A 22,095-nucleotide genomic window follows, 5' to 3' on the forward strand; every position below is an offset into this window, starting at 1 on the left:
TTTAAGAATGCGTGTGAAGCTTTCATACATCCTTGCAGTCGCATTGGCGGCTGGTATCGGGATCTGGATGTCGAGTGGCTCTGTAGTGGTCGGAGGTGTCGGCGACGGTGAAAACGCGACACCAGCCCCCGCTGAGAGAGTCGCCGCCACTACCGGCGACACGTTCCGTGTTCAGGTCGCGCGGCTGAAAGCTCAAGACCGGCAGGCCGTCCTTGAAGTTCGTGGCCGGACAGAGGCTGAAGCCAAGGTCGCTGTCAGGTCGGCGACGACGGACGATGTTGTCAAGCGGCCGGCACGCGAAGGCGCGCGAGTTTCTGCTGGCGATATCCTATGCGAGCTGGACAGCGGCACACGCGAAGCACGCGTTCTTGAAGCCAAAGCCGCCCTCGCACAGGCAGAACTGGACCACAGCGCAGCAACGCAATTGGCAACAAAGGGCTTCACGGCGCAGACCCGGGCTGCTGCGACCCAGGCCCTTCAGGACGCAGCGACCGCAAGATTGAAGGAAGCCAAGCTCGAGCTGGAGCGCACGATCATCCGTTCGCCAATTGATGGTGTTATTGAGAGCCCCATGGCTGAAGTTGGTGCGCAGCTTGAAAGTGGAGGCATCTGTGCCACCGTTGTGAATTCCGACCCGATGATCGCGATTGGCCAGGTTTCGGAGGTCAACATCGGCAAGATTACCGTCGACATGGAAGCCGAAGTGGAGTTGGTCACCGGCGAGACGATCAACGGCGTCGTGCGCTACGTCTCTCCGTCTGCCGACCCTGACACCCGGACTTTCCGGATCGAAATCGAGCTTCCCAACAAGGACGGCAAGGCCCGTGACGGTGTCACTGCTGTCAGCCGCCTTCCGCTTCCGGTGGAAAAAGCTCACAAGATTTCACCTGCAATCCTGACCTTAAATGACGATGGGCAGGTCGGTGTGCGTACGGTTGGTGAAGACAACAAAACTGCTTTTTACCCAGTCAAAGTGCTCGGGGGCGAAACTGACGGCCTGTGGGTCGGCGGATTGCCAGGAGACGTTACGGTGATTGTCGTCGGACAGGAATATGTCGGCGATGGTGAAACTGTCGAACCAGTGTTTGAAACTGCGGAGGTCAGCCAGTGATTGACATGCTCGAAGGCGTCCTCCGACGTCCCAAAACGGTTTTCGTACTCATGGTCGCCCTGCTCGTAGCAGGTGTGTTCAGCTATATCAGCATTCCAAAGGAAGACAGTCCGGACATCGATGTTCCGGTGTTCTACGTCTCCATTTCCCAGCAGGGCATTTCACCGGAAGACGCGGAGCGCCTGCTCGTCAGGCCCATGGAAACAGAACTCCGCGGCCTGGACGGACTTAAGGAAATCACGGCAATTGCGTCTGAAGGCCATGCCGGTATCGTCCTGGAATTCGACATCTCATTCGACAAGGACGAAGCGCTTGCCGATGTCCGCGACAAGGTCGATGCCGCAAAGGGTGAATTGCCTGCGGATGCTGAAGAGCCGACGATCTCTGAAACAAACTTTGCGCTTATCCCGACGATTACAATCGCCTTGTCCGGAAACGTGCCGGAACGCACGCTGTATCAGCATGCGCGGCGGTTGAAGGATCAAGTCGAGGCAATCGATACGGTTCGCTCCGCCGACTTGAAGGGCCACAGGGAGGAACTCCTTGAGGTCCTGATCGATTCTGAAAAGCTGGAATCCTATTCGGTCACGCAGCAGGAACTCCTGACATCGCTGTCCAACAACAACCAGCTTGTACCTGCCGGATACATTGATGGTGGCCAGGGACGCTTCAACGTCAAGGTTCCGGGTCTGATCGAAAACTCCCTCGACGTATATTCACTGCCGATCAAGCAGTCCGGAGAAGGCGTCGTCACACTCAGCGATCTTGCCGAGATCCGTCGAACCTTCAAGGACGCAGACTCCTATACCCGAGTTAACGGCAAGCCAGCCATTGCCCTGGATGTGACCAAGCGGATCGGCACCAACATCATCGAGAACAATCTGGCAATCCGGGCTGTTGTCGATGAAGCCACCAAGGATTGGCCCGAAACCATCCAGGTCGACTACATGCTCGACATGTCTTCGAATATCTTCGAAGTGCTGGGCTCATTGCAGTCTTCGATCCTGACAGCGATCTTTCTCGTGATGATCCTTGTTCTGGCTGCTCTCGGCTTGCGATCCGCCCTCCTCGTCGGTCTGGCCATCCCGACCTCCTTCATGGTCGGCTTCCTGATCCTGTCCGGTCTGGGTTACACGGTGAACATCATGGTGATGTTCGGCCTCGTACTAACGGTTGGTATGCTCGTCGATGGCGCGATCGTCATGGTCGAATATGCGGACCGCAAGGTTCACGAAGGCATGGAAGACCGGGAGGCCTATATCCGTGCCGCCAGGCTGATGTTCTGGCCAATCGTTTCCTCGACCGCCACAACCCTGGTGGCCTTCCTACCGATGTTGCTCTGGCCGGGTGTTGCCGGTGAATTCATGAGCTACCTGCCGATCATGGTCATCATCGTTCTGACCGCAGCCCTGCTGACGGCAATGGTGTTCCTACCTGTGACCGGCGGCGTCTTTGCGATTACCACGCATTGGGTCGAGCGGAACGCTGCCATTGTGCTTGCATTCCTGTTCGGCGTCATCTCGGCTGTATCGGCCCTTGCCATGTTCGGTGCCATGATCGGGTCGCCCGATTTTGCCGCGCGAATTGGAGAAGCTCCGCTGGCTGTCCCAGTGGCCGCCCTGTCGTTCATTGTCGTAGGTGTGCTTTCCTTCCTGGTATTGCGCCCCTTCGTTCGCTGGCGCCGGCAGCGCGCTGCGAAGCAAGTTGAGCTTGAAAACGAAAAGCCGTCCAAAAGCTTCCGGCCTGTTACATTCGTCTCTTTGATGTTTGAGATGGTGGCTGTTGGTTTTGCGGCGTATTTCGCTTTTTTCCTGGTCACATCAAGACCGGAAATTATCACCGGTTCCATCGAAACGGTGTTCACATACCTTTCCGGGCTGGCTCAACCATTTGCAATCTTCTCGCACCCGATTGCCCTTGATGTCGGTTTCTACCTGACAGTTTGCGGTCTGGCAGTTGTTGCCGTCTGGGCGGGTTACAAGACAATCTCCCCGCTTGTTCACTTGCTTGAGTGGGTTTTTGACGGCGTGCGCAAGCGTCTTGGTTTCGGCACCCGCAATGGCGGTGGTCAGAGCGAAAAACCTGCGGAGCTCACGTTCGACGCGACAACAGTCAAGGGGTTCACCGGTCTCTATGTCCGCCATTTGAAGCTCCTGGCAGGCAATCCGATCGGCAACATTTTAACGATTGTGGTCGTTCTTGGAACATGTGGTCTTATCTTCACGTCGTTTTCGTCCAATCCGACTGGGGTCGAGTTCTTCGTTGATGAAGAACCTGATCAGGCTGTTGTCATGGTTTCGGCGCGCGGCAACATGTCTGCTGCCGAGTCGCTGACCATCGTTCAGCAGGTTGAGGCTGAAGTTCTTCAGACAGCCGGTATCCAGAATGTCATCACGTCTGCCTTCCCTCCGGGCGGCGGCAGCGGCCCTCAGTTCATTGGCGGGGTGCAAGACAAGCCTGCTGACGTGATCGGTGAAATGTCGCTGGAACTGGCGAAGTATTGCTGTCGGCGCAATGCTGCCGAGATCTTTGAGGAGATCCGTCAGCGCACGGCCTCGATCCCGGGCATTAAAGTAGAAACCCGCAAGATCGAAGGCGGTCCCCCGACCGGCAAGGATCTGCAGCTGGAAGTCAAGTCGACCGATTACGACACAATGGTTGAACAGGTTGCCAGGATCCGGTCCAAACTGGACCAGATGGAAAACCTGCTTGATCAGGAAGACGGTCGCCCCCTGCCCGGCATCGAATGGCAGATCACCATCGACCGCGAACAGGCAGGCCGTTATCAGGCAGGTATCGGCTCTGTCGGCAACATGGTTCAGCTCGTGACCAACGGTGTTCTGATCGGCAATTATCGTCCGACAGATTCAGAAGACGAAGTTGATATTCGTGTTCGATTGCCAGCCGATGAGCGCACGCTTGACCGGTTTGACCAGTTGCGTCTGCAAACCGATCTCGGTTTGGTGCCGATTGCCAACTTCATTGACCGGGCACCGGAACAGAAGGTTTCGGCAATCACACGCCGGGACGGCCTTTATTCCATGATGCTGAAGGCAACCGTCGACCAGACAGCGCTTGATGCAGAAGGCAAGCCGGTGACGGTTGACGCGAAGGTTCAAGAGCTGAGTGAATGGCTGGATGCACAGACTTTCCCTGACAACGTCTTCCTGCAGTTCCGTGGGGCTGATGAAGATCAGAAGGAGTCTGGTGAGTTCCTGATGAAGGCAATGGTTGCTTCGCTCTTCCTGATGTTCCTCATTTTGCTCACGCAGTTCAATTCGTTCTACCAAACGTTCCTGACGCTCTCGACCGTTGTCATGTCGGTCATGGGTGTTCTGCTGGGCATGATGCTGACGGGGCAGAAATTCTCGATCATCATGACCGGGACGGGAATTGTCGCGCTCGCGGGTATCGTGGTGAACAATGCGATTGTTCTCATAGACACCTATAACCGCTTCAGGCACGACGGGTTTGAACCGCTGGATGCTATCCTGAAGACCTCAAGCCAGCGTCTGCGTCCGATCCTGTTGACGACTGTGACGACGATTGTCGGCCTCATTCCGATGGCAACAGCCGTCAATCTCGACTTCTTTACGCAGACTGTCGCGGTTGGGGGTATTACGGCTATCTGGTGGATTCAGCTCTCGACAGCGGTCATCTCCGGCCTCGCGTTCTCGACGATCCTGACACTGGTCATGATCCCGGTGATGATCGCCTTGCCGAGCACATTTGTCCGCTCCGCCAAAGCCGTCTGGGTCTGGCCTGCGGAAATTATGGCTCGCCGAAGAGCGCGCAAGGAACTTCAGCAAACGGTTGAGGTGGAAACGGAAGCGGATCAGGATGTCGAATGGACAGATCCGCAGCAGGAAAAGGAACGTCCGGCCGCCAAGGTCGTGTCGATGCCCAAACCGGCTCCCCCCAAAGTCCCCCCGCAAGAGGAACTGCCGCACGCGGCGGAGTGACCTCCAAGCAAGACGAAAGGCCGCCACTTTGGCGGCCTTTCCTTTGTCGACCGCAAGACCAAAAAGCACTTGCTGTTTGCATCTCTTCCAATATAGTTGCTCTATACAACTATATTGGAATTCGCGTATGACACTTGTTTCCCCTTCCGTTGTTCAGTCCGTTCGTGCCGCTTCCCGTCAACTCGTGCGTGAATTCGGTTTCCTGGACAAGGCAATCGCCGGCACTGACCTTTCCGGCTCCGGCGTTCATGCGATTCTAGAGATCGGGCTGAACCCTGGACTCACTGCAAAAGACCTCTCTGCCCGGCTCAAACTTGAAAAATCTACGATCAGCAGGCTTCTCAAGTCTTTGGAGCGACGTGGAGACATTGAACAAACCCGTTCAACATCCGATGGCAGGGCCTTCGGCCTGAGCCTTACTGAGAAGGGCCAGCTTACCTATTCTGAAATTGACCGCTTCGGAAACAATCAAGCGCAAGACGCCCTCTCCCGTCTTAGTGGTGAAAACCCTGAAAATGTCGCAAAGGCCATGTCTTCGTATGCTGAGGCTCTGCAAGGATCAGACGCAGATCGTGAGGCGGTGCAAACAAAATACCCGATTGTCGAGGGATATCAGACTGGAATGATCGGTGACATTGCGGCAATGCACGCTCGGACCCACGGTCCGATAGTCGGAATGGGTGCAACTTTCGAAAGCGTAGTTTCAGCGTCTATGGCCGAGTTCATGCCCAGGATCGGCAACCCGCTTAACAACAGCTGGAGCGTGCTCGACGGCAGCGAAGTAATTGGTTCCATCAGCATTGATGGAGAGCATCTTGGAAACAACACCGCACATCTACGCTGGTTCATTTTGTCCGAACGTCTTCGCGGGAAAGGACTTGGAAAATCTCTCCTGAAATGCGCTCTGGAGCATTGTGATCGTCACGCCTTCGATGAAATACATCTCTGGACACTCAAAGGGCTCGAAGCAGCACGGGCCCTCTATGAAACCAACGGCTTCGACCTTGCCGAGGAATATGTGGGTGACCAATGGGGCAAGGCAGTCACCGAGCAAAAGTTCATTCGAAAGCGCCAGTGAGGGACGCTGAACCTTCAGCGTGCGCGGACTGGCAACAGACACGACGGTTTCTTGACATCGCCATTGCGGCTCACCTTGCGGGAACTCAGCACGACCCTGTCTTTACCTAATGCCTGTTGCCGAATTCCCTTATGCCTTGGTGATTGAATTGCCGCCATCACACAGCATCGCGGAGCCGGTTACGAAGGAACCGGCATCGGATAAAAGAAACAAAGCTGCGTTGGCAATCTCTTCAGGCTCAGCCATGCGTTTCAGCGCGTGCAAACCGGCGACATAGTCGTGAAATGCCGGATCATCTCCTGCCATTTCGGTGCGTGTTCCGCCAGGCAGAAGCGCGTTTACCCGAATGTTGTCGGGGCCATGCTCAACACTAAGAACCTGTGTCAACCCGACCAGCCCTGCTTTCGATGCCGCATATGCGGCCATGCCCGGCAATCCGATCGTTTGGCCCACAAACGATGATGTGAAGACAATTGCGCCGCCACCGCGTGCCTTCAAGGCCGGCACCTGATGTTTGGCAAGCAAGAATGCGCTGGTGAGATTTGTGTCCATCACCTGCCGCCAGCTGCCGAGGCTCATTTCCGAAACCGGCCCCATGTCACCAAGCATTCCGGCATTGTTGAAGGCACCGTCCAGACCGCCGAACCTTTCAATGGCCATTGACACCGCTGCTTTCGCGAAATCCGGGTCAGTCACGTCTCCAACCAAAACTTCCACCTTGCGGGCAGCATCAGGTATCGACGCCCTCACTTCTTCCAACATTTCCTGGCGACGTGCCGTCAGAATCAGGTTCGCACCAGAGCCGGCAAACAGGCGTGCCGCGGAAGCGCCAATTCCGCTGCTGGCACCAGTGATGATTATTGTTTTTTCATGCAACATTTTCAGCTCCTCAGTTGAAAGAGGCGCTTTAAGTGAACCGGATTTTGAGGTGTTGAAACCCGATTTGCGAGATCAGATGCCGACAGCTGACCATTGGTCGTCAGCCGCCATGATCCTTGTCTCGGTCTGCGATATTGTCGAGGTCAGTGTCGCACTCGTCTCCATCGTCATCGAGATGGATCGATGCATCTGCAAGGGCCAGCTTTCTGTGAGCGCGCCAGGAAAACGGGATCGTGAGGAGATAAAGAACTGCCCCACCAGCAAGCATGCGGAATGGATAGCTAACGGTCAGAGCCACGATCAGGACGGCGAAAACGAACAGGGGCAAGACGTAGTCGCGCCGGACGCGCGTGCCGAGCGTTTTACCGGAATAGGTCGGCAACCTGCTGATCAGCAGAAATCCAATGCAGATCGTATATGCGGCGACGAACGCGGCGTCGGCAAACCAATGCGGAAACAGGCCGAGAAAGTCCAGATAAAGCGGCAGAAGGACCGTCAGCGCCCCAGCTGGAGCTGGAACGCCTGTAAAGAAACGTGAGGCCCATGCAGGCTTATCGGGATCGTCAAGCGCGACATTGAACCTTGCCAGCCGCAGCGCGGCTGAAATCGCGAAAATGAGCGCAGAGATCCAACCCAGGTTTCCTGCATCTTTGAGGATCCAAAGATAGAGCATCAGCGCGGGCGTCACACCGAAATTGACGAAATCGGAAAGTGAATCCAGTTCCGCACCAAAGCGGCTGGTTCCCTTCATCATGCGTGCAACACGCCCATCCAGCCCGTCAAGCACAGCTGCCACCAGTACGGCCCCGACAGCAAACTCCCAACGGCCTTCAAAAGCCATACGCACCGCTGTCAGCCCGGAACATAGCGCAAGCAGCGTCACCATGTTCGGCACAATCAGCCGCAAAGGAACGCGGCGGAAACGCGGCGCCGAGCGGTTCTGGTCAGTGTCTGTTTCAGGGGCCTCGGTCACATCTGGCCTCAGCTTACTCTGGTCAGCGTTTGTGCGGTTTCCTGGGGAGCATTCAAATCCGCCAGCACCGTTTCACCGGCTATCATTGTCTGCCCAAGTGCCACTTTCGGCTGTGTATCCGCCGGGAAATAAACATCCAGACGAGAGCCAAAGCGGATCAGGCCGAAACGCTCACCCGTGTTGAGCGTTTCCCCTTCGCGCACGAAACACACGATCCGGCGTGCAACAAGTCCTGCAATCTGAACCACGCCAATCCGGGTGTCTCCCGTCTCAATGACAAGCCCGTTTCTCTCATTGTCTTCACTGGCTTTGTCCAGTTCGGCATTCAAGAACTTGCCTGCACGATAGGCCACGCGCGTGATTTTGCCACCGATCGGTGCGCGGTTCACATGGCAATTGAAGACATTCATGAAGATGGAGACCCGCATCAAAGGTTCGTTGCCGAGCTCCAGTTCAGCCGGTGGACGCACCAGGCCAACAAGACTCACGACGCCATCCGCCGGGGATATGACCAATCCTTCACTGACAGGGGTGACCCGCTTCGGATCGCGAAAAAAGTAACAGACCCATCCTGTGAAAAAGAGCCCAATCCAGAACAGCGGATCGATGAACCACCCAACCACCAGAGTTGCAACCAGTGCGATGGCAACAAACGGCCACCCTTCCCGGTGGATCGGGACCATGGACTTGGTAACGCTATCAACAATCGACATTTTTCATCCGCTTCACTGAACAGGCTTTTAAGGGCCCGGCGTTGCCGGTTCTCGTCCCAAATTGAAATGCACCTGTTGCGCTTGTCTTTCCCCGCTTCTAGAGGCTTTTTACTATCAAGAGAACCGGCAAATCCCGTTATTCATTCGAATCTTGCCGGTCTCTCCCCAAGACTTGCGGCCGAGGGAAGCTTGTAGTCGGTCTCCCAATAAGGCGGCTTGCCATATTTACTGATCAGGAAGTCCACAAATGCCGTCACTTTCGGCGGAACGAACTGACTGGGCGGATAGACCGCCCAGATAGCCCCGGTTCGGGCGATGGCGTAGTCTTCCATGACCGCAACCAGCCGTCCGTCGCGCAAGTCCTCCCAAACGTGTGCAAGCGATTTCAGACTGAGGCCGAGGCCATGGATAGCGGCATCATAAGTCAGATCGCCGCTGTCTCCCTTGATAACCGGCTTCTTCAGTTCGAATGTCGTTTCACCTTCAGGACCGTTGAAATACCAGATGGGTACGGACGCCATGCTGATGCAGTCGTGATTGGCCAGATCTTCCGGGGTACTGGGCACGCCCTTGCGGGCCAGATAGTCCGGCGATGCGCAAAGAGCCCTCGGATTGCCGCCGAGTCGCCTTGCAAGAAGAGATGAATCGGCAAGTGGCGCCCCGCGGACCGCAATGTCATAGCCTTCGTCGACGACACTCACCATCCGGTCCGAGATGTCCATTTCCAGTTGGATGTCCGGATAAAGGGCACGAAACTCTACCAGATGAGGCAGAATATGCTTTCTGCCAAAAAACGTGTTGCAGGAGATCCGCAATGACCCGCGTGGTGCTTCGTTGGATGCCTCGAGGATTGTTTTGGCCTGATCAATTTCTCCGACGGCAGCGCGCGCGTGGTCCAACAAGACGCGGCCGGCTTCCGTTAAAGTCGTCTTTCGCGTAGTTCTTGCAAACAACTGAGCACCAAAGGCTTTTTCAAGTCCGGTTAGCCTTGTACTGGCAGCAGATGGTGACAAACCGATTTCCCGGCCCGCACTTGCCATGCTGCCCAGTTCAGCAATGCGAATAAAGAACTTCAGATCTTCCAGTCTCATTCTTCGACTTTCTAGAATAATAATTTCTATTCAAGCCACATTCTTCCAAGGATCGCAATATGAAATAACGTCTCTACCAACACGAAGGAGACCACCATGTTGCATACAGGCGATATCTACGAAATCAGAGCCCGCGCCGCACGGAACGAAGGACTGCGGCAGTTGGTAAGCGCGCTGACCGGATTCCTGGTTCGTTCGACAAGCAGGGCAACACACCGGGCCGACAGGTCTTTCAAATTCGAGAATGCCAATGACAGCGTAGTTGAGATCAAGCGCGTTGCATAAGCACTCGAATTGGGTCTCGCACCAGCATTCAACAGCTCGCTTCGGCGCAACAGACCATTGGGAAGACGTGGCGTACCTGAAGCAGGCCCGGCCACCCAACCAGGAGCACCAATCTTCAGAAGATACACTCAATTATTCGACTTTTTGGAACAAAACCTTCCAAATAAGCCTAATTCTCCCAACTTTCTCAATATGAGATACAGGGGTCAGTAACACAAAGGAGATCATCATGTTGCACACCGGCGATAGTTACGAACTCCGCGCTCGTTCGCTCCGCAACCAGGAACTGCGCCGTTTGACAGACGTTTTCTCGCGCTTCTTGTTCCGCTCCACCTCTTCGAAACGCGCCCACAAGCGGTTCGAAGAATTGCAAGGCGCAAACGACCTTAGCGTTGAAGTTCACCGCGCAGCCTGATCGCTGCGCGGTGGCTCTCGCCAAGTGTTTCCAATGTATCCTTATTTTGCTGGAATATAGTCCGCAGTCTTGCCACGCGTCACCACGCCAAGATCGTCGTGCTCTCGCGCAGCGCGCAGTCGCTCCTCAGCTTCGTCCGCTTCTCTCTGACGTGCCCACATGGAAGCGTAGAGGCCTCCCCTATCCAAAAGCTCCATGTGGGTGCCACGTTCTGCGATCTCTCCGGCCTCAAGCACAATGATCTGATCTGCATTGACGACCGTTGACAGACGGTGCGCAATCACAAGCGTGGTCCTGTTTTTCGAAACCTGATCCAACGCCGACTGGATCTCCCGTTCCGTGTGGGTGTCGAGCGCGGATGTCGCCTCATCCAGGATCAGAATTGGAGGTGACTTCAAAATTGTCCGGGCAATTGCAACACGTTGTTTTTCGCCGCCGGACAGTTTCAATCCACGCTCGCCAACCTCTGTGTCAAACCCCTTCGGCAGGTTCTCGATAAAGTCATGGATCTGCGCCATGCGTGCAGCCTCCCTGACGTCTTCTTCACTCGCGCCCGGTCTGCCGTACCGTATGTTGTACGCAATCGTGTCGTTGAAAAGCACGGTGTCCTGAGGAACCATGCCTATCGCGTGGCGAACACTTTCCTGAGTCACGTTGCGAACGTCTTGCCCATCGATCTCTACAGCGCCCCCAGTTACGTCATAGAAACGGAATAGCAACCGGGAAATCGTCGATTTCCCGGCCCCGGATGGACCGACAATGGCAACGCTCTTGCCGGCAGGTACTTCGAAATCAATTCCCTTCAGGATCGGCCTGTCCTCGTCATAGTGGAACCTGACATCCTTGAAGACAATTTGGCCCGCAACGGCTGAAAGCGGTGCGGCTCCAGGTAAGTCTTTGATCTCAGCCGGCACCAGCAGAAGGTCGAACATGGTTTCGATATCCGCCAATCCTTGCCGAATTTCGCGATAGAGAAATCCTATGAAATTGAGCGGGATGGAAATCTGCATCAAAAGGGCGTTGATGAGAACGAAGTCGCCTATGTTCTGTTCGCCCGCCAGAACAGCCTGGGCCGAGAGCGCCATACAGACGGCCATCCCGATCCCAAGAATGACTGTTTGTCCGAGGTTGAGCCAGGCAAGCGATGTCCAGGTTTTTGTTGCCGCGGATTCGTATCTTGCCATGGAAACATCAAAGCGTTCGGTTTCCATCTTCTCATTGCCGAAATACTTCACTGTTTCGAAATTCAACAGGCTGTCGATCGCCTTGGAATTGGCTTCCGTGTCGCTCTCATTCATTTCGCGTCGAATACCGATGCGCCAGTTGGTGCATTTGATCGTGAACCAGACATAGCCTGCGATCATGACTGCCACGACGACCACATAAAAAAAGCCGAACTGATACCAGATCACCGCCGCCATAATGGCGAATTCGAGAATGGTTGGCAGTCCGTTCAAGATCGTGAAACGGACTATGGACTCAATGCCCTTCACCCCACGCTCGATGACACGGCTGAGCCCGCCGGTCCTGCGCGCAAGGTGATAACGCAGTGAAAGCTGGTGTAAATGGCGAAACGTCAGGATCGCAAGCTCTCGCACAGCATGCTGACCCACCCGCGCAAACAGTGCGTCCCGAAGCTGATTGAAGGCGACCGACAGAATTCTCGCAGCATTATAGGCAAGGACAAGCATGACCGGCGCGACCAGGAATGCCGGAAGGTCCGCCACCTCACCCGTCAATGCGTCGGTCGCCCAGGCGAAGAAATAAGGTGAGAGCACCGTAACGAATTTTGCGATGATCAACGCAAAGATCGCCAACAAAACGCGCTTTTTCAGATCCGGCCGATCCGAAGGCCAGATAAAAGGCCAGAGATTGGCCAGTGTTGTGAGCGTGCTGCCTTCATCGGCATTAACTGCCTTGCGTATCTTGGGTCGGTCTGACTGGCTGCCTGCGTCCGCACCAGACGTGTGCGGCGAGGTGGCTGATTGATCTGTCACAAATTCTCTCCGGGCCGCGGCTGCGACCGTTCTTTATTTATTCGCCGGTGGCGGTCGCCGGTTTCTTGATGACCTGCCCCTGATCGGGCTGAGCGGCATTGAGGCACGTCCAAAAGTCCTGAGAACACCTTTCGGCCTGTGCAAGCTTGTCCCAATCCAAAATGTAATGACAGTTTCTGCCACGGGTGTCACAAGTCAGCAGGCCGGCATCCTTCAGGACCTGCAAGTGCTGGGATACGGTTGATTGCGCCAGAGGCAGATGATCTACGATTTCGCCGCAGCAGGCCTCGTTGCGAACAGCAAGCTGCTTGATAATCGCAAGGCGCGCAGGATGCCCCAGCGCGCGAAAAATTCCAGCAAGATCCTCACAGCTTTGCAAGCACGCACGCGACGCTTCAAGGCAGGTTTTGGTTTTCACATCCGTTTCGCTCATCGAGCATATCCCGGCTCACATCCGCGTGTTCCATCGTGAATATGCGATGAATCAATTCAAAAACAAGACGGGAAACGAAAAAAGGCGGGAGAGTGCATTCCTCTCCCGCCTTCTTTGCGTTGACTAAAGTTGACCCACTTATCCGTTGCGTCCGTCGTCATCCGATCCATCGGACCAGTTGAGATCTCCCTCAGGTGTCAAGAAAACCTGGCCAGGATAAATAAGGTCGGGATTGCGGATCTGGTCGGTGTTTGCCTTGTAAATCGTGGTGTAGCGAACACCATCGCCGTAGAGCCTGCGCGAAATCCGCCAAAGGTTGTCCCCCTTGCGGATGATCACCACAGGCAGCGACTTCTTCACTTCAGCACCCTGCCCGTCACCCGTGTCGCCGCTGCCCGTGGCAACAACCTTTGTCAGGACGATCTGCTTGTCTTCTTCCTTTTCGAAGGTCACCGCTGCACGGGCATCCACGGAACTGCCGTCACCGGCAATCAGGTCCGCCCGAACTTCCACGTCACCCTCGGCGATATTTTTGCTGCCCTGTACCAGCCACTTTCCACTGGAGTTGACCTGCGTTTCGCCCTGGTATTCGTCGCCAACATAAACACGCACTGATGACCCGGGTTCGCCGGTGCCCGCGACAAAGACCTTGTCTTTTTCGGACTCAACCGCTTCCACAGTTACAGTCGGGGCTGCCTCGGACGACGGCTCGGGGCCCGTTGATGCGGCGACACCTGTTTCCGCAGGAGCCTTTTCCGCTTTGCTCGCATCTGCACTTTGCGGCTCGGTGGTGCCCTGGCTGTCTCTCTGAGCAGTTGCTGTTTGCGTTTCCCCAGTTGTCACGTCGGGTGTCGCATCATTGCTGTTTTCAACAACAGCCGATGTTTCTCCATTCGGTGCATTGGAGCTTTGAGCGACAACTTGTGCCTCGCCAGCCTCTTGAGCGGGAGTTGTGTCCTCTGATGCAGCAGCAGTCTGTTCTTCGGCAGTCTGCGACGGTGTCTCCTGTGCAGCGGGCGAAGCAGCGGCAACCTCGGCGGCTGGTTTTGCAACTTCAGAAGAGTTGGCGGCAACCTCCTCGCCCGTCGTTTCGGCCGCAGCTTTTGCTGTTTCCGCTGGCGGAGTCTGGGCCGTATCGGCGGAAGCCCCATCGCCAGCAACTTGCGTGTTTTCACTGGACTGCGGCGCCGCGGCAACCACGGTTTCCGTCGCTGGCTTTTGAAGAACGTCAGAGGGACCATCCGGCGTATTCAACACGACCAGCGGCTGTTCCTTTCCGCCTTCAGGAATGGACACAGCCAACCTTTCAGTCGATTGCTCGACGGGCTGACCTTTCTCGTCATGGACCTCGAGGCCGACGTCATAATCGCCCGGCTTCAAGGGTTCATCGAGAATGATTGTCCATTCTCCGGCTTCGTTTGCAATGCTTGTTCCGACAACCTTGCCATTGGCCAGGAGCGCGACAATCGCACCGGCATCGGAACGACCCGCAACAACTGTTTCACCTGTGGGCTCTACGCCGACAACATCAAAGCTGGGACCCTTTGGCGGTGTTCCACCTTCAACTTCCACGCTCTCTTCGGCTGCCTTGGTCTCAACCGGACCATCTGATGCAGAGGGTTGCTGAAGCGACGAGACAGATTGTTCGTCCGATTTCTGCGTGGCAGGTGCAGATACAACCTCTGCAGGTTGCTGAAACGGCAACCGTCCAGTCGTGTTGTAAGTGTACCCTGTCACGACCGCAGCAACCCCGACCGGTACACCCACAATCAAAGTCCAGATCAATGTCAGCTTGTTCATTTTTTTTCCTGTCGGAAACGCGAATTCTTGTTCGCGGCATTTCCGTGTCTGTTCCCTGCCACAGGCCCCGCAGCTTCAACCACAGTCAGAAAAGTCCTGTCAGGGTTCATGCATAGCTGTTCTTTCCAAGCGCGGCAAGAAATCCCGCTTCAGAACCAAGGCCTTTCAAACAGAATGCTTGACCACATGGCAATCTGAATGCCACATCTTTGCGTCATGAATACGGTTTCTCAAAATCAGCTTAAAAGCGTCTGCGTTTATTGTGGTTCCAGCTTTGGTTCGGACCCGACTCACGAAGCAGCAGCAACCCGTCTTGGTCAACTTATTGCCGACGCGGGGCTGCGTCTTGTCTACGGCGGCGGTTCGGTTGGCCTTATGGGCACGGTTGCAAAATCTGCGCTGGAGTCCGGCGGCGACGTTACCGGGATCATTCCGAAGTTCCTGGAAAAACGTGAAGTGATGCTGGACACGCTGGAAGACCTTGTCATCACCAACGACATGCACGAACGCAAGCATCTGATGTTCGAAAAATCGGATGCGTTCATCGCGCTTCCCGGCGGCATCGGCACCTTGGAGGAGGCCGTGGAGATGATGACCTGGGCCCAGCTTGGTCAGCACCGCAAACCTGTCGTCCTTGCAAACATCAACGGGTTCTGGTCGCCGCTTCTGGAACTGCTGGACCATATGCGTGCTCAAGGCTACATCCGCCCAGATACCGAAGTCCCTTATCTGGTTGCCAAGAAGATAGAAGACATCTTGCCGTTGCTGCGCCAACAAGTCTCCGGCACTACGCATCAGGTTTCAGATCACCTGGCGGATGTCAGAGAGCTGTGAACAGAGCACTCAGGTAGAACGTTCATTCTCTCTAGGTCACCGAAAAAACAACAACAGTATAAATTGCAGTTGGTGCCATTGAATAGTACCGTCTCGTAAGATTCGGTAGCAGTAGGTCCCTCCATGCAAACGACCCTTTTGGTTGAAGACGCGTCGTTTTTTGAAAAAGCGATCGTTAAAAAACTGCATGAGGTCGGCAGAAACCAGATCATGGTGGCCCGAAACTATGCGGAAGCCGAGAGCTGCCTTAATCTGCCCATCGGCGAGCCGGATCTTGCCCTGGTCGATCTGACCTTGCCCGACGCACCCGATGGCGAGATCGTCGACCTTTGTGAAAAATGGAAAATTCCGACAATCGTCTTTACCAGCCGTTTCGACGCCAAAACCCGAAGCAAAATGCTGGAAAAGGGTGTGATCGACTATGTCTTGAAGGATTCACCGGGCAGTCTGAACTACGTTGCCGACCTGATCCGCAAACTCGCGAAGAATCCGAGCATCGGCATTCTGGTTCTTGATGATGCTGCAGTCGAACGCGACGCGATTTCCAAGATAATCTCCAAACACCTTTACAAGGTCTATCAGGCCGGTTCCACGGATGAAGCTCTGGAATGTCTCGCGGCCAATCCGGATATCAAACTGGTGCTGGCCGACTATTTCATGCCGGACAAAGATGGATTTGCCTTTTTGAAAGCCTGCAGGCGATTGCACGACGCTGAAAAGGTTGGCGTCATCGGCATGTCCTCCTTTGCAAACCCGGACAATCGGGTTCGGTTTTTGAAGTATGGTGCCGCGGACTTTGTCGACAAAAACTGTTCGCCGGAGGAACTGCTTCTCAGAGTATCGCAGAACCTGGACTACATTTATCGCATTGAAGAACTGAACAACATGGCAATGCGTGATGCTCTGACAGGACTATACAATCGGCGCTATCTTCTCGACGAGACGGCAAAGGTCATGAAGGGCTGGGCTGTAACCGAAGGCCGCAACCACTGGCTGGCTTTGCTGGATCTGGATTCCTTCAAGGACATAAATGATACGCTCGGCCACGATTTCGGGGACGCGGTCCTCAAGAGCTTTGCAAGGCACCTGGCCGGACTGACCAAAGAAAACGACATTGTTGCCAGACTGGGAGGAGATGAATTCTGCATAGTCTATTGCAACAGGTCGGAGGACGAGGTCGCTCAAAGTCTGCAGGGATTGCTTGAAACCCTTCAAGCCTCACCCGTCAAATTCGATGGTCAGGAACACAACATTCAAACAAGCATCGGGGCGTCCGTGCTTGAAGAGGACAAGTTCGATACGGCCCTCAAAACCGCTGATTTAAGACTTTACACGGCCAAAAGAACCGGACGCGGCCAGCTGGTAGCCGCAGACTAAGCGAAAACCAGTCTGGCCTTCTCTCAATGCGCCTTTCTGTAGCGATGCCAACTGTCAAACGTGAAGACCACGAGCGCCAGCCAAATAAGTGCAAAAGCCATCAGCTTTGTTGGGTCGAGGGGTTCGCCCCAGACATAGACCGCCATCAGAAAGTGCATGGAAGGTGCCATATATTGCATCAAGCCAAGCATGAAGAGCGGCAAACGCCGCGCCGCAGAAGAAAAGAAGATCAGCGGCAAAGCGGTGACGATACCAGTCCCGGCGAGTGCCAGGAGAACCGGCAAATCATTCAGCACCAAGGCATCTTCACCCCAACTGATGCACAAAATTACATAGAGGCTTGCCAGCGGCATCAGCAAAAGTGTTTCGACGAACATTCCCGGCGTCGCCTTAACGGGCGTCACTTTGCGGACATAGCCATAGCCGGCAAAGGAAAAAGCCAGTACCAGGGACACCCAGGGCAATCCGCCGGCAAGCACTGCCTGCATCAACACAGCAAGGGCAGCAATCCCGACCGCAATGCCCTGCCCTATCGACAGGCGCTCATGCAGCACCACCAGGCCGACGACAATGCTCACAAGGGGATTGATGAAATACCCAAGTGAAACGTCGAGCACCTGTTCGTTGGCAATCGCCCACACGAACACGAGCCAGTTGACAGCAATAAAGCTTGCCGAGGCGCACAGGCCCTTTAGCACATTGGGTTGTCTGAAGACCTCGCGCACTTCAGGCCAACGGCCCCGCAGGTACAAATACAGCCCAACGAACAGAACCGACCAGAGGATGCGGTGGGAGACAACTATGTCGGCTGGAACCGTGTCGGTCAGCTTGTAGTAAGCGGGAAAAAACCCCCACATGCCATAAGCTGCGAAACCGAACATCAGTCCCCTGCGGAACTCCGCATGCGCTTCGGCGTCAGACACCGTCTGCGACATCAGATTGCCTTTCTGGCGCTTTCCCGCGGACGGTGCTTAGTCAGACCCGTTTGCCTTCAAAAGCGCGAATGTGATGGAGTCGACCAGAGCCTGGAAAGAAGCGTCGACAATGTTTGAAGAAACACCGATCGTGAACCAGCGGCGGTGGGATTTGGTATCATGGCTTTCAATGAGAACGCGCGTTACAGCGCCCGTTCCACCATTGAGGATCCTCACCTTGTAATCAATCAGCTCCAGACCTGCAATGTCCGACTGATACTTGCCGAGATCTTTGCGCAGAGCCATGTCGAGTGCATTGACCGGACCGTTTCCTTCCGCCACCGACATGCGGGTTTCACCTTCAACATCCACTTTGACGACCGCTTCCGACACCGTGACCAGATCGCCGATGGCGTTGAAGCGGCGTTCGACCATCACCCGGAAGGAATTCACGTCAAAAAAGCGCGGGACTTCTCCAAGTTCGCGCCGGGCCAGAAGTTCGAAGGAAGCATCCGCTGCCTCATAAGCGTAGCCTTCCGCTTCCCGTTCCTTGACCAGTGCAAGCAGCCGATCAAGCTTTGGGTCGGCCTTGTCGACTTCAATGCCGACCCGACTAAGTTCTCCAAGCAAATTGCTTTTGCCAGCCTGGTCAGACACCAGAACGCGACGCTGGTTACCAACATTTTCAGGCGCAACATGTTCATAGGTCTGCGGATCTTTCAAAATAGCAGACGCGTGGATACCGGCCTTCGTGGCAAATGCCGTTTCACCGACATAAGGAGCCTGACGATCCGGGGACCGGTTCAGGATCTCGTCAAAGGCATGAGAGATCGCCGTAATGTCCTTCAACTGATCATCGTTGACACCTAGTTCAAAACGCTCATTGAAAGCGGGCTTGAGCTTCAAAGTCGGGATCAGAGTGATCAGATTTGCGTTGCCGCAGCGTTCTCCAAGCCCATTGAGCGTACCCTGAACCTGACGGACGCCCGCATCAACGGCCGCCAGCGAATTGGCAACGGCGTGGCCCGTGTCATCATGGGTGTGGATGCCGAGGTGTGAACCCGGCACGACTTCCTGAACACGTGTCACGATATCGTAGATCTCGTCCGGCAGCGTGCCGCCATTGGTGTCGCAGAGCACTATCCAACGGGCACCGGCTTGATAAGCGGTCCGGGCGCAGTCGACAGCATAGTCCGGGTTGGCCTTGTATCCATCGAAAAAGTGCTCGCAGTCGATCATGGCCTCTTTTCCGGCGGCCACTGCAGCGGTCACTGTTTCATGGATCGAATCCAGGTTTTCCTCATTGGTGCACCCAAGTGCAATCTTGACGTGATAGTCCCAGGCCTTGGCGACAAAGCAGCATGCGTCTGACTTTGACGACAGGATCTGCTGCAGACCCGGGTCATTGGCAGCGGAACGACCTGCCCGCTTGGTCATACCAAACGCTGTAAAAATCGCCTTTTCCGTGCGCTTTTCGCTGAAGAATTCTGTGTCGGTCGGATTGGCCCCCGGATAACCGCCTTCCAGATAGTCGACACCGAGGCGTTCAAGAAGTCCGGCAATTACAATCTTTTCGTTGACCGAAAAATCAATCCCGCTCGTCTGCGCGCCGTCACGCAATGTTGTGTCGAATAGATAAAGGCGATCCTTGGTCATATGCATTTCCTACCCAGCGCGTTCGCTGCTTATTATGTGTTTTCCGTTTGTCCGGACTTAACCGGCGGCCAGGTCTCAGTGTCGTGATCAGGGTGTTGGTTCGAAACAATCGAGGCCAGAAAGGCAAGTGCCTCAAAATCATCTTCAGTCGAGCGCGCCGGAATGTCCGCCATATGGTCCGTGAACGGCAATTTGCCCTCGATCCCGTATTGAATGACGGGCGCTATTGCGCTCGGGTCATCAAATGCACCAATCGCCAACGCGATGCCATCGGGGGCTTCATAAGTCAGAGGCGTACCACATTCACTACAAAACCCACGTTTCACCGCGTTTGAGCTCTGGAACCGTTTCGGTTCCTGCCGCGTCCAGCTGAGGTCCTTTTCATCCAGCACGCTGACGAGTGGACCATAGAGACCACCGAAAGCCTTTTGACACATGCGGCAATGACAAATCGACGCCTTGCCCAGCTTGCTGGTAACGCGAAATCGAACCGCACCGCATTGGCAACCACCGCTGTACCCGGTCATGGATGTTCCTCCGGCCAGTGTGTGGTGTCATGATCCGGATGCTGGCAATTGGTCGACGCGACGTCGCTTATGCCCCCAGGGAGATCGTCGCGATTTGACCACGTTTCAGTGAGCGCGAAGAGTTTGTCATAGAAGGGAACGCGCCCCTCCACTCCGGATTGCTCAACAGGTGTGATGGCCCCGACATCGTCCAGGCTGCCATGGGTAAAGGAAATGACAGTATCTCCGACTGTATCAAAGGCTAGCGGAGTGCCGCAGGTGCTGCAAAACGCGCGCCGGACAGGCTTGGACGAATGAAACCAGGTCGGTTCTCCCCGGGTCCATTCGAAATCCTTTTTCTCTGCCCCGATCAAAGGCAGAAAGAAATTGCCCGACGCTTTTTGGCACATTCGGCAGTGGCACAGATGCGGATAGTCGACTTTACCAGTGACACGATAACGCACAGCTCCGCACTGGCACCCGCCGGTCAAAGAACGCTGTTCAACCACGCTCACCGCTTAACCTCCCAGGTCGTGACCCGTTCGCCTGTTTCTGAGTCTTTTGAATCCTTTAGAAGAATTCCCTGAGACGTCAGTTCATCGCGTATCTGGTCGGCTTCTGCCCAGTTTTTGGCGTTTAGCGCCTCCAAACGACGACTTATGGAAGACAGGATTGAGGTTTCATCAATTCCAGAGAGATCAACCTTGACCGGCGAAACACCAAGCAGGACCGCAGAGGCAGAATATACCTGCAGTTTTTCAGGATCCTTTGAGGCTTCCTGCGCAAGCACATGAAGGGCCTGAATGGCAGAGGCCGTATTCAGATCGTCCAGCAGTGCATCGACAACCTCTGCGGCAGGTAGAGCATCCGTCTCGACAGGCTCTGGCCACTTGGACAACAGGTTCTCAGCTTCCTCGAGCTTACGTTTCGAGAAATCGATCGGCTCGCGGTAATTGGTCATCAGCATGGCAAGACGCAGAACTTCACCCGGCCAAGTTCGGTCGCCAAAACTCTCCGTTTCCAGAAGTTCCTGGATTGTGAAGAAGTTTCCTTCCGATTTGGACATCTTGCGACCTTCGACCTGAAGGAAGCCATTGTGCATCCAGTAGTTGGCCATCAGCTCAGTGCCATGCGCGCAGCATGACTGTGCGATCTCGTTTTCGTGGTGGGGGAAGATCAGGTCTAGACCGCCACCATGAATGTCGAAGACCTTGCCCAGGTGATGCTCGCTCATCACAGAGCATTCGATATGCCAGCCAGGCCGCCCCCTGCCCCAAGGGCTCTCCCAGCCAGGCTCTTCCTCGCTGGACAGTTTCCAGAGAACGAAGTCGCCCGGGTTCTTCTTGTGCTCATCAACGGCGATGCGGGCACCAGCCATCTGTTCGTCCAGCTTGCGCTTGGAGAGGCCGCCATAACCGTCCATTGAAGACGTATCAAACAGGACTTCACCACCGGCCTGATAGGCGTGACCCTTGTCGATCAGAACGCCGATCATTTCGACCATTCCGTCGATATGCTCGGTGGCGCGAGGCTCAAAGGTGGGTTCAAGAACGCAGAGCGCCTCAATATCCTTGTGATACTGATCCGTTGTTTTCTTTGTCACCTTCGCGATGGCTTCGTTCAAGGGTAGATCGGGATAGTCCCGCAGTGCCCTGGCGTTGATCTTGTCATCCACGTCGGTGATGTTGCGGACATATGTGACATGGTTCTCGCCATACAGATGGCGCAGCAGACGATAAAGCACGTCGAACACGATGGCCGGACGCGCGTTGCCGATATGAGCGAAGTCGTAAACCGTCGGGCCACAGACATAGAGCCGCACGTTGCCGTCATCGATCGCCCGGAAGTCCTCCTTCTGGCGCGTCAATGTATTGGTGAGCTTCAAGCCCTTGAAAGTGCCGGATATCGCTGTTTCAGCGGCGCTCATGTCAAACGGTCTCCTGGCCGGCTGGCCGGGCGATCCGTCTCAGAGGAATTTTTGCCAAGAGGGAACGGCCACAGCCAGCGGTGTCGCTAGCTGCAAATAATGGTGATCGAAATGATGTTCCGTGTGGCCGTCATCATGGCCAGC

At 55.2% G+C, this 22,095-nt stretch carries 19 protein-coding genes; 7 read left to right on the plus strand and 12 right to left on the minus strand.

The window, feature by feature from the left end; genetic code table 11:
* The first annotated feature begins 7 nt into the window (after positions 1 to 7).
* The 3 genes from K1718_RS18075 to K1718_RS18085 all read left to right on the plus strand — a co-directional run bounded on the left by K1718_RS18075 (position 8) and on the right by K1718_RS18085 (position 6,151).
* Positions 8 to 1,111, plus strand: a complete 1,104-nt coding sequence (locus tag K1718_RS18075) for an efflux RND transporter periplasmic adaptor subunit (RefSeq protein ID WP_152502281.1) — start codon at positions 8 to 10, stop codon at positions 1,109 to 1,111.
* Positions 1,108 to 5,073 carry an efflux RND transporter permease subunit gene (locus tag K1718_RS18080; RefSeq protein WP_265681313.1) on the plus strand — a complete coding sequence of 1,322 codons (3,966 nt, stop codon included), beginning with the start codon at positions 1,108 to 1,110 and terminating at the stop codon, positions 5,071 to 5,073. The genes K1718_RS18075 and K1718_RS18080 overlap by 4 nt, the downstream gene beginning before the upstream one ends.
* A gap of 127 nt (positions 5,074 to 5,200) precedes the next feature.
* Positions 5,201 to 6,151, plus strand: coding sequence for a helix-turn-helix domain-containing GNAT family N-acetyltransferase (locus K1718_RS18085; protein ID WP_265681312.1), 951 nt, complete (start codon positions 5,201 to 5,203; stop codon positions 6,149 to 6,151).
* A 129-nt stretch (positions 6,152 to 6,280) separates the two neighbouring features.
* On the opposite strand, the gene K1718_RS18090 is transcribed toward K1718_RS18085, so the two are convergent.
* The 4 genes from K1718_RS18090 to K1718_RS18105 all read right to left on the minus strand — a co-directional run bounded on the left by K1718_RS18090 (position 6,281) and on the right by K1718_RS18105 (position 9,807).
* Positions 6,281 to 7,030, minus strand: a complete 750-nt coding sequence (locus tag K1718_RS18090) for an SDR family oxidoreductase (RefSeq protein ID WP_265681311.1) — start codon at positions 7,028 to 7,030, stop codon at positions 6,281 to 6,283.
* A gap of 100 nt (positions 7,031 to 7,130) precedes the next feature.
* The gene (locus tag K1718_RS18095) at positions 7,131 to 7,916 is read right to left on the minus strand and encodes a CDP-alcohol phosphatidyltransferase family protein (protein ID WP_152504334.1); all 786 of its coding nucleotides are present in this window, start codon (positions 7,914 to 7,916) and stop codon (positions 7,131 to 7,133) included.
* Positions 7,917 to 8,011: 95 nt separating this feature from the next.
* A complete protein-coding gene (locus K1718_RS18100; RefSeq protein WP_265681310.1) occupies positions 8,012 to 8,716 on the minus strand; it encodes a phosphatidylserine decarboxylase in 705 nt (234 codons plus the stop codon).
* A gap of 140 nt (positions 8,717 to 8,856) precedes the next feature.
* The gene (locus tag K1718_RS18105) at positions 8,857 to 9,807 is read right to left on the minus strand and encodes a LysR family transcriptional regulator (RefSeq protein WP_265681309.1); all 951 of its coding nucleotides are present in this window, start codon (positions 9,805 to 9,807) and stop codon (positions 8,857 to 8,859) included.
* A 96-nt stretch (positions 9,808 to 9,903) separates the two neighbouring features.
* On the opposite strand from K1718_RS18105, the gene K1718_RS18110 reads away from it, so the two are divergent.
* Together K1718_RS18110 and K1718_RS18115 are read left to right on the plus strand one after the other, a co-directional pair.
* Positions 9,904 to 10,092 carry a hypothetical protein gene (locus tag K1718_RS18110; protein ID WP_265681308.1) on the plus strand — a complete coding sequence of 63 codons (189 nt, stop codon included), beginning with the start codon at positions 9,904 to 9,906 and terminating at the stop codon, positions 10,090 to 10,092.
* 229 nt (positions 10,093 to 10,321) lie between these two features.
* Positions 10,322 to 10,507, plus strand: a complete 186-nt coding sequence (locus tag K1718_RS18115; RefSeq protein ID WP_152502288.1) for a hypothetical protein — start codon at positions 10,322 to 10,324, stop codon at positions 10,505 to 10,507.
* Positions 10,508 to 10,548: 41 nt separating this feature from the next.
* Here the strand turns inward: K1718_RS18115 and K1718_RS18120 are convergent, their stop codons facing one another.
* From K1718_RS18120 to K1718_RS18130, 3 genes are all read right to left on the minus strand, one after another.
* Positions 10,549 to 12,432, minus strand: a complete 1,884-nt coding sequence (locus K1718_RS18120) for an ABCB family ABC transporter ATP-binding protein/permease (RefSeq protein WP_209007053.1) — start codon at positions 12,430 to 12,432, stop codon at positions 10,549 to 10,551.
* Positions 12,433 to 12,541: 109 nt separating this feature from the next.
* Positions 12,542 to 12,937, minus strand: a complete 396-nt coding sequence (locus tag K1718_RS18125) for an ArsR/SmtB family transcription factor (RefSeq protein WP_265681307.1) — start codon at positions 12,935 to 12,937, stop codon at positions 12,542 to 12,544.
* A gap of 138 nt (positions 12,938 to 13,075) precedes the next feature.
* On the minus strand, positions 13,076 to 14,737 hold the full coding sequence (locus tag K1718_RS18130; protein WP_265681306.1) for a LysM peptidoglycan-binding domain-containing protein: 1,662 nt from the start codon (positions 14,735 to 14,737) through the stop codon (positions 13,076 to 13,078).
* Between the two features lie 198 nt (positions 14,738 to 14,935).
* Here K1718_RS18130 and K1718_RS18135 point away from each other — a divergent pair, with 198 nt between their 5' ends.
* Both K1718_RS18135 and K1718_RS18140 read left to right on the plus strand, forming a co-directional pair.
* Positions 14,936 to 15,571, plus strand: coding sequence for an LOG family protein (locus K1718_RS18135; RefSeq protein WP_247649258.1), 636 nt, complete (start codon positions 14,936 to 14,938; stop codon positions 15,569 to 15,571).
* 123 nt (positions 15,572 to 15,694) lie between these two features.
* Positions 15,695 to 16,948, plus strand: a complete 1,254-nt coding sequence (locus tag K1718_RS18140) for a GGDEF domain-containing response regulator (RefSeq protein WP_265681305.1) — start codon at positions 15,695 to 15,697, stop codon at positions 16,946 to 16,948.
* A gap of 23 nt (positions 16,949 to 16,971) precedes the next feature.
* Here K1718_RS18140 and rarD read toward each other — a convergent pair whose 3' ends face one another.
* From rarD to cysS, 5 genes are read right to left on the minus strand one after another with little or no spacing between them, the layout of a single operon-like run.
* On the minus strand, positions 16,972 to 17,883 hold the full coding sequence (gene rarD, locus K1718_RS18145) for an EamA family transporter RarD (RefSeq protein WP_152502293.1): 912 nt from the start codon (positions 17,881 to 17,883) through the stop codon (positions 16,972 to 16,974).
* Between the two features lie 36 nt (positions 17,884 to 17,919).
* A complete protein-coding gene (gene cimA / locus K1718_RS18150) occupies positions 17,920 to 19,518 on the minus strand; it encodes a citramalate synthase (RefSeq protein WP_265681304.1) in 1,599 nt (532 codons plus the stop codon).
* Between the two features lie 32 nt (positions 19,519 to 19,550).
* Positions 19,551 to 20,045: a GFA family protein gene (locus K1718_RS18155; RefSeq protein WP_265681303.1), complete on the minus strand. Its 495-nt coding sequence runs from the start codon at positions 20,043 to 20,045 to the stop codon at positions 19,551 to 19,553.
* Positions 20,042 to 20,539, minus strand: coding sequence for a GFA family protein (locus K1718_RS18160; RefSeq protein WP_265681302.1), 498 nt, complete (start codon positions 20,537 to 20,539; stop codon positions 20,042 to 20,044). Before K1718_RS18160 ends, K1718_RS18155 begins: the two co-directional genes overlap by 4 nt.
* Entirely contained in the window at positions 20,536 to 21,951 is a 1,416-nt protein-coding gene (gene cysS, locus K1718_RS18165) for a cysteine--tRNA ligase (protein WP_265681301.1), read from the minus strand. The genes K1718_RS18160 and cysS overlap by 4 nt, the downstream gene beginning before the upstream one ends.
* Positions 21,952 to 22,095: the final 144 nt, after the last annotated feature.

This window comes from Roseibium porphyridii (genome assembly GCF_026191725.2).
Taxonomy (GTDB): Bacteria; Pseudomonadota; Alphaproteobacteria; order Rhizobiales; family Stappiaceae; genus Roseibium; species Roseibium porphyridii.

What these genes read in the sequence shown, in the direction of transcription:
- cysS (WP_265681301.1), bottom strand. Translation starts at nt 21,951, where the DNA reads ATGAGCGCCGCTGAAACAGCGATATCCGGCACTTTCAAGGGCTTGAAG.
- K1718_RS18130 (WP_265681306.1), bottom strand. Translation starts at nt 14,737, where the DNA reads ATGAACAAGCTGACATTGATCTGGACTTTGATTGTGGGTGTACCGGTC.
- K1718_RS18075 (WP_152502281.1), top strand. Translation starts at nt 8, where the DNA reads ATGCGTGTGAAGCTTTCATACATCCTTGCAGTCGCATTGGCGGCTGGT.
- K1718_RS18105 (WP_265681309.1), bottom strand. Translation starts at nt 9,807, where the DNA reads ATGAGACTGGAAGATCTGAAGTTCTTTATTCGCATTGCTGAACTGGGC.
- K1718_RS18155 (WP_265681303.1), bottom strand. Translation starts at nt 20,045, where the DNA reads ATGACCGGGTACAGCGGTGGTTGCCAATGCGGTGCGGTTCGATTTCGC.
- K1718_RS18135 (WP_247649258.1), top strand. Translation starts at nt 14,936, where the DNA reads ATGCCACATCTTTGCGTCATGAATACGGTTTCTCAAAATCAGCTTAAA.
- K1718_RS18090 (WP_265681311.1), bottom strand. Translation starts at nt 7,030, where the DNA reads ATGTTGCATGAAAAAACAATAATCATCACTGGTGCCAGCAGCGGAATT.
- K1718_RS18125 (WP_265681307.1), bottom strand. Translation starts at nt 12,937, where the DNA reads ATGAGCGAAACGGATGTGAAAACCAAAACCTGCCTTGAAGCGTCGCGT.
- K1718_RS18100 (WP_265681310.1), bottom strand. Translation starts at nt 8,716, where the DNA reads ATGTCGATTGTTGATAGCGTTACCAAGTCCATGGTCCCGATCCACCGG.
- K1718_RS18095 (WP_152504334.1), bottom strand. Translation starts at nt 7,916, where the DNA reads ATGGTGACGCTGCTTGCGCTATGTTCCGGGCTGACAGCGGTGCGTATG.
- K1718_RS18115 (WP_152502288.1), top strand. Translation starts at nt 10,322, where the DNA reads ATGTTGCACACCGGCGATAGTTACGAACTCCGCGCTCGTTCGCTCCGC.
- K1718_RS18140 (WP_265681305.1), top strand. Translation starts at nt 15,695, where the DNA reads ATGCAAACGACCCTTTTGGTTGAAGACGCGTCGTTTTTTGAAAAAGCG.
- rarD (WP_152502293.1), bottom strand. Translation starts at nt 17,883, where the DNA reads ATGTCGCAGACGGTGTCTGACGCCGAAGCGCATGCGGAGTTCCGCAGG.
- K1718_RS18085 (WP_265681312.1), top strand. Translation starts at nt 5,201, where the DNA reads ATGACACTTGTTTCCCCTTCCGTTGTTCAGTCCGTTCGTGCCGCTTCC.
- K1718_RS18110 (WP_265681308.1), top strand. Translation starts at nt 9,904, where the DNA reads ATGTTGCATACAGGCGATATCTACGAAATCAGAGCCCGCGCCGCACGG.
- cimA (WP_265681304.1), bottom strand. Translation starts at nt 19,518, where the DNA reads ATGACCAAGGATCGCCTTTATCTATTCGACACAACATTGCGTGACGGC.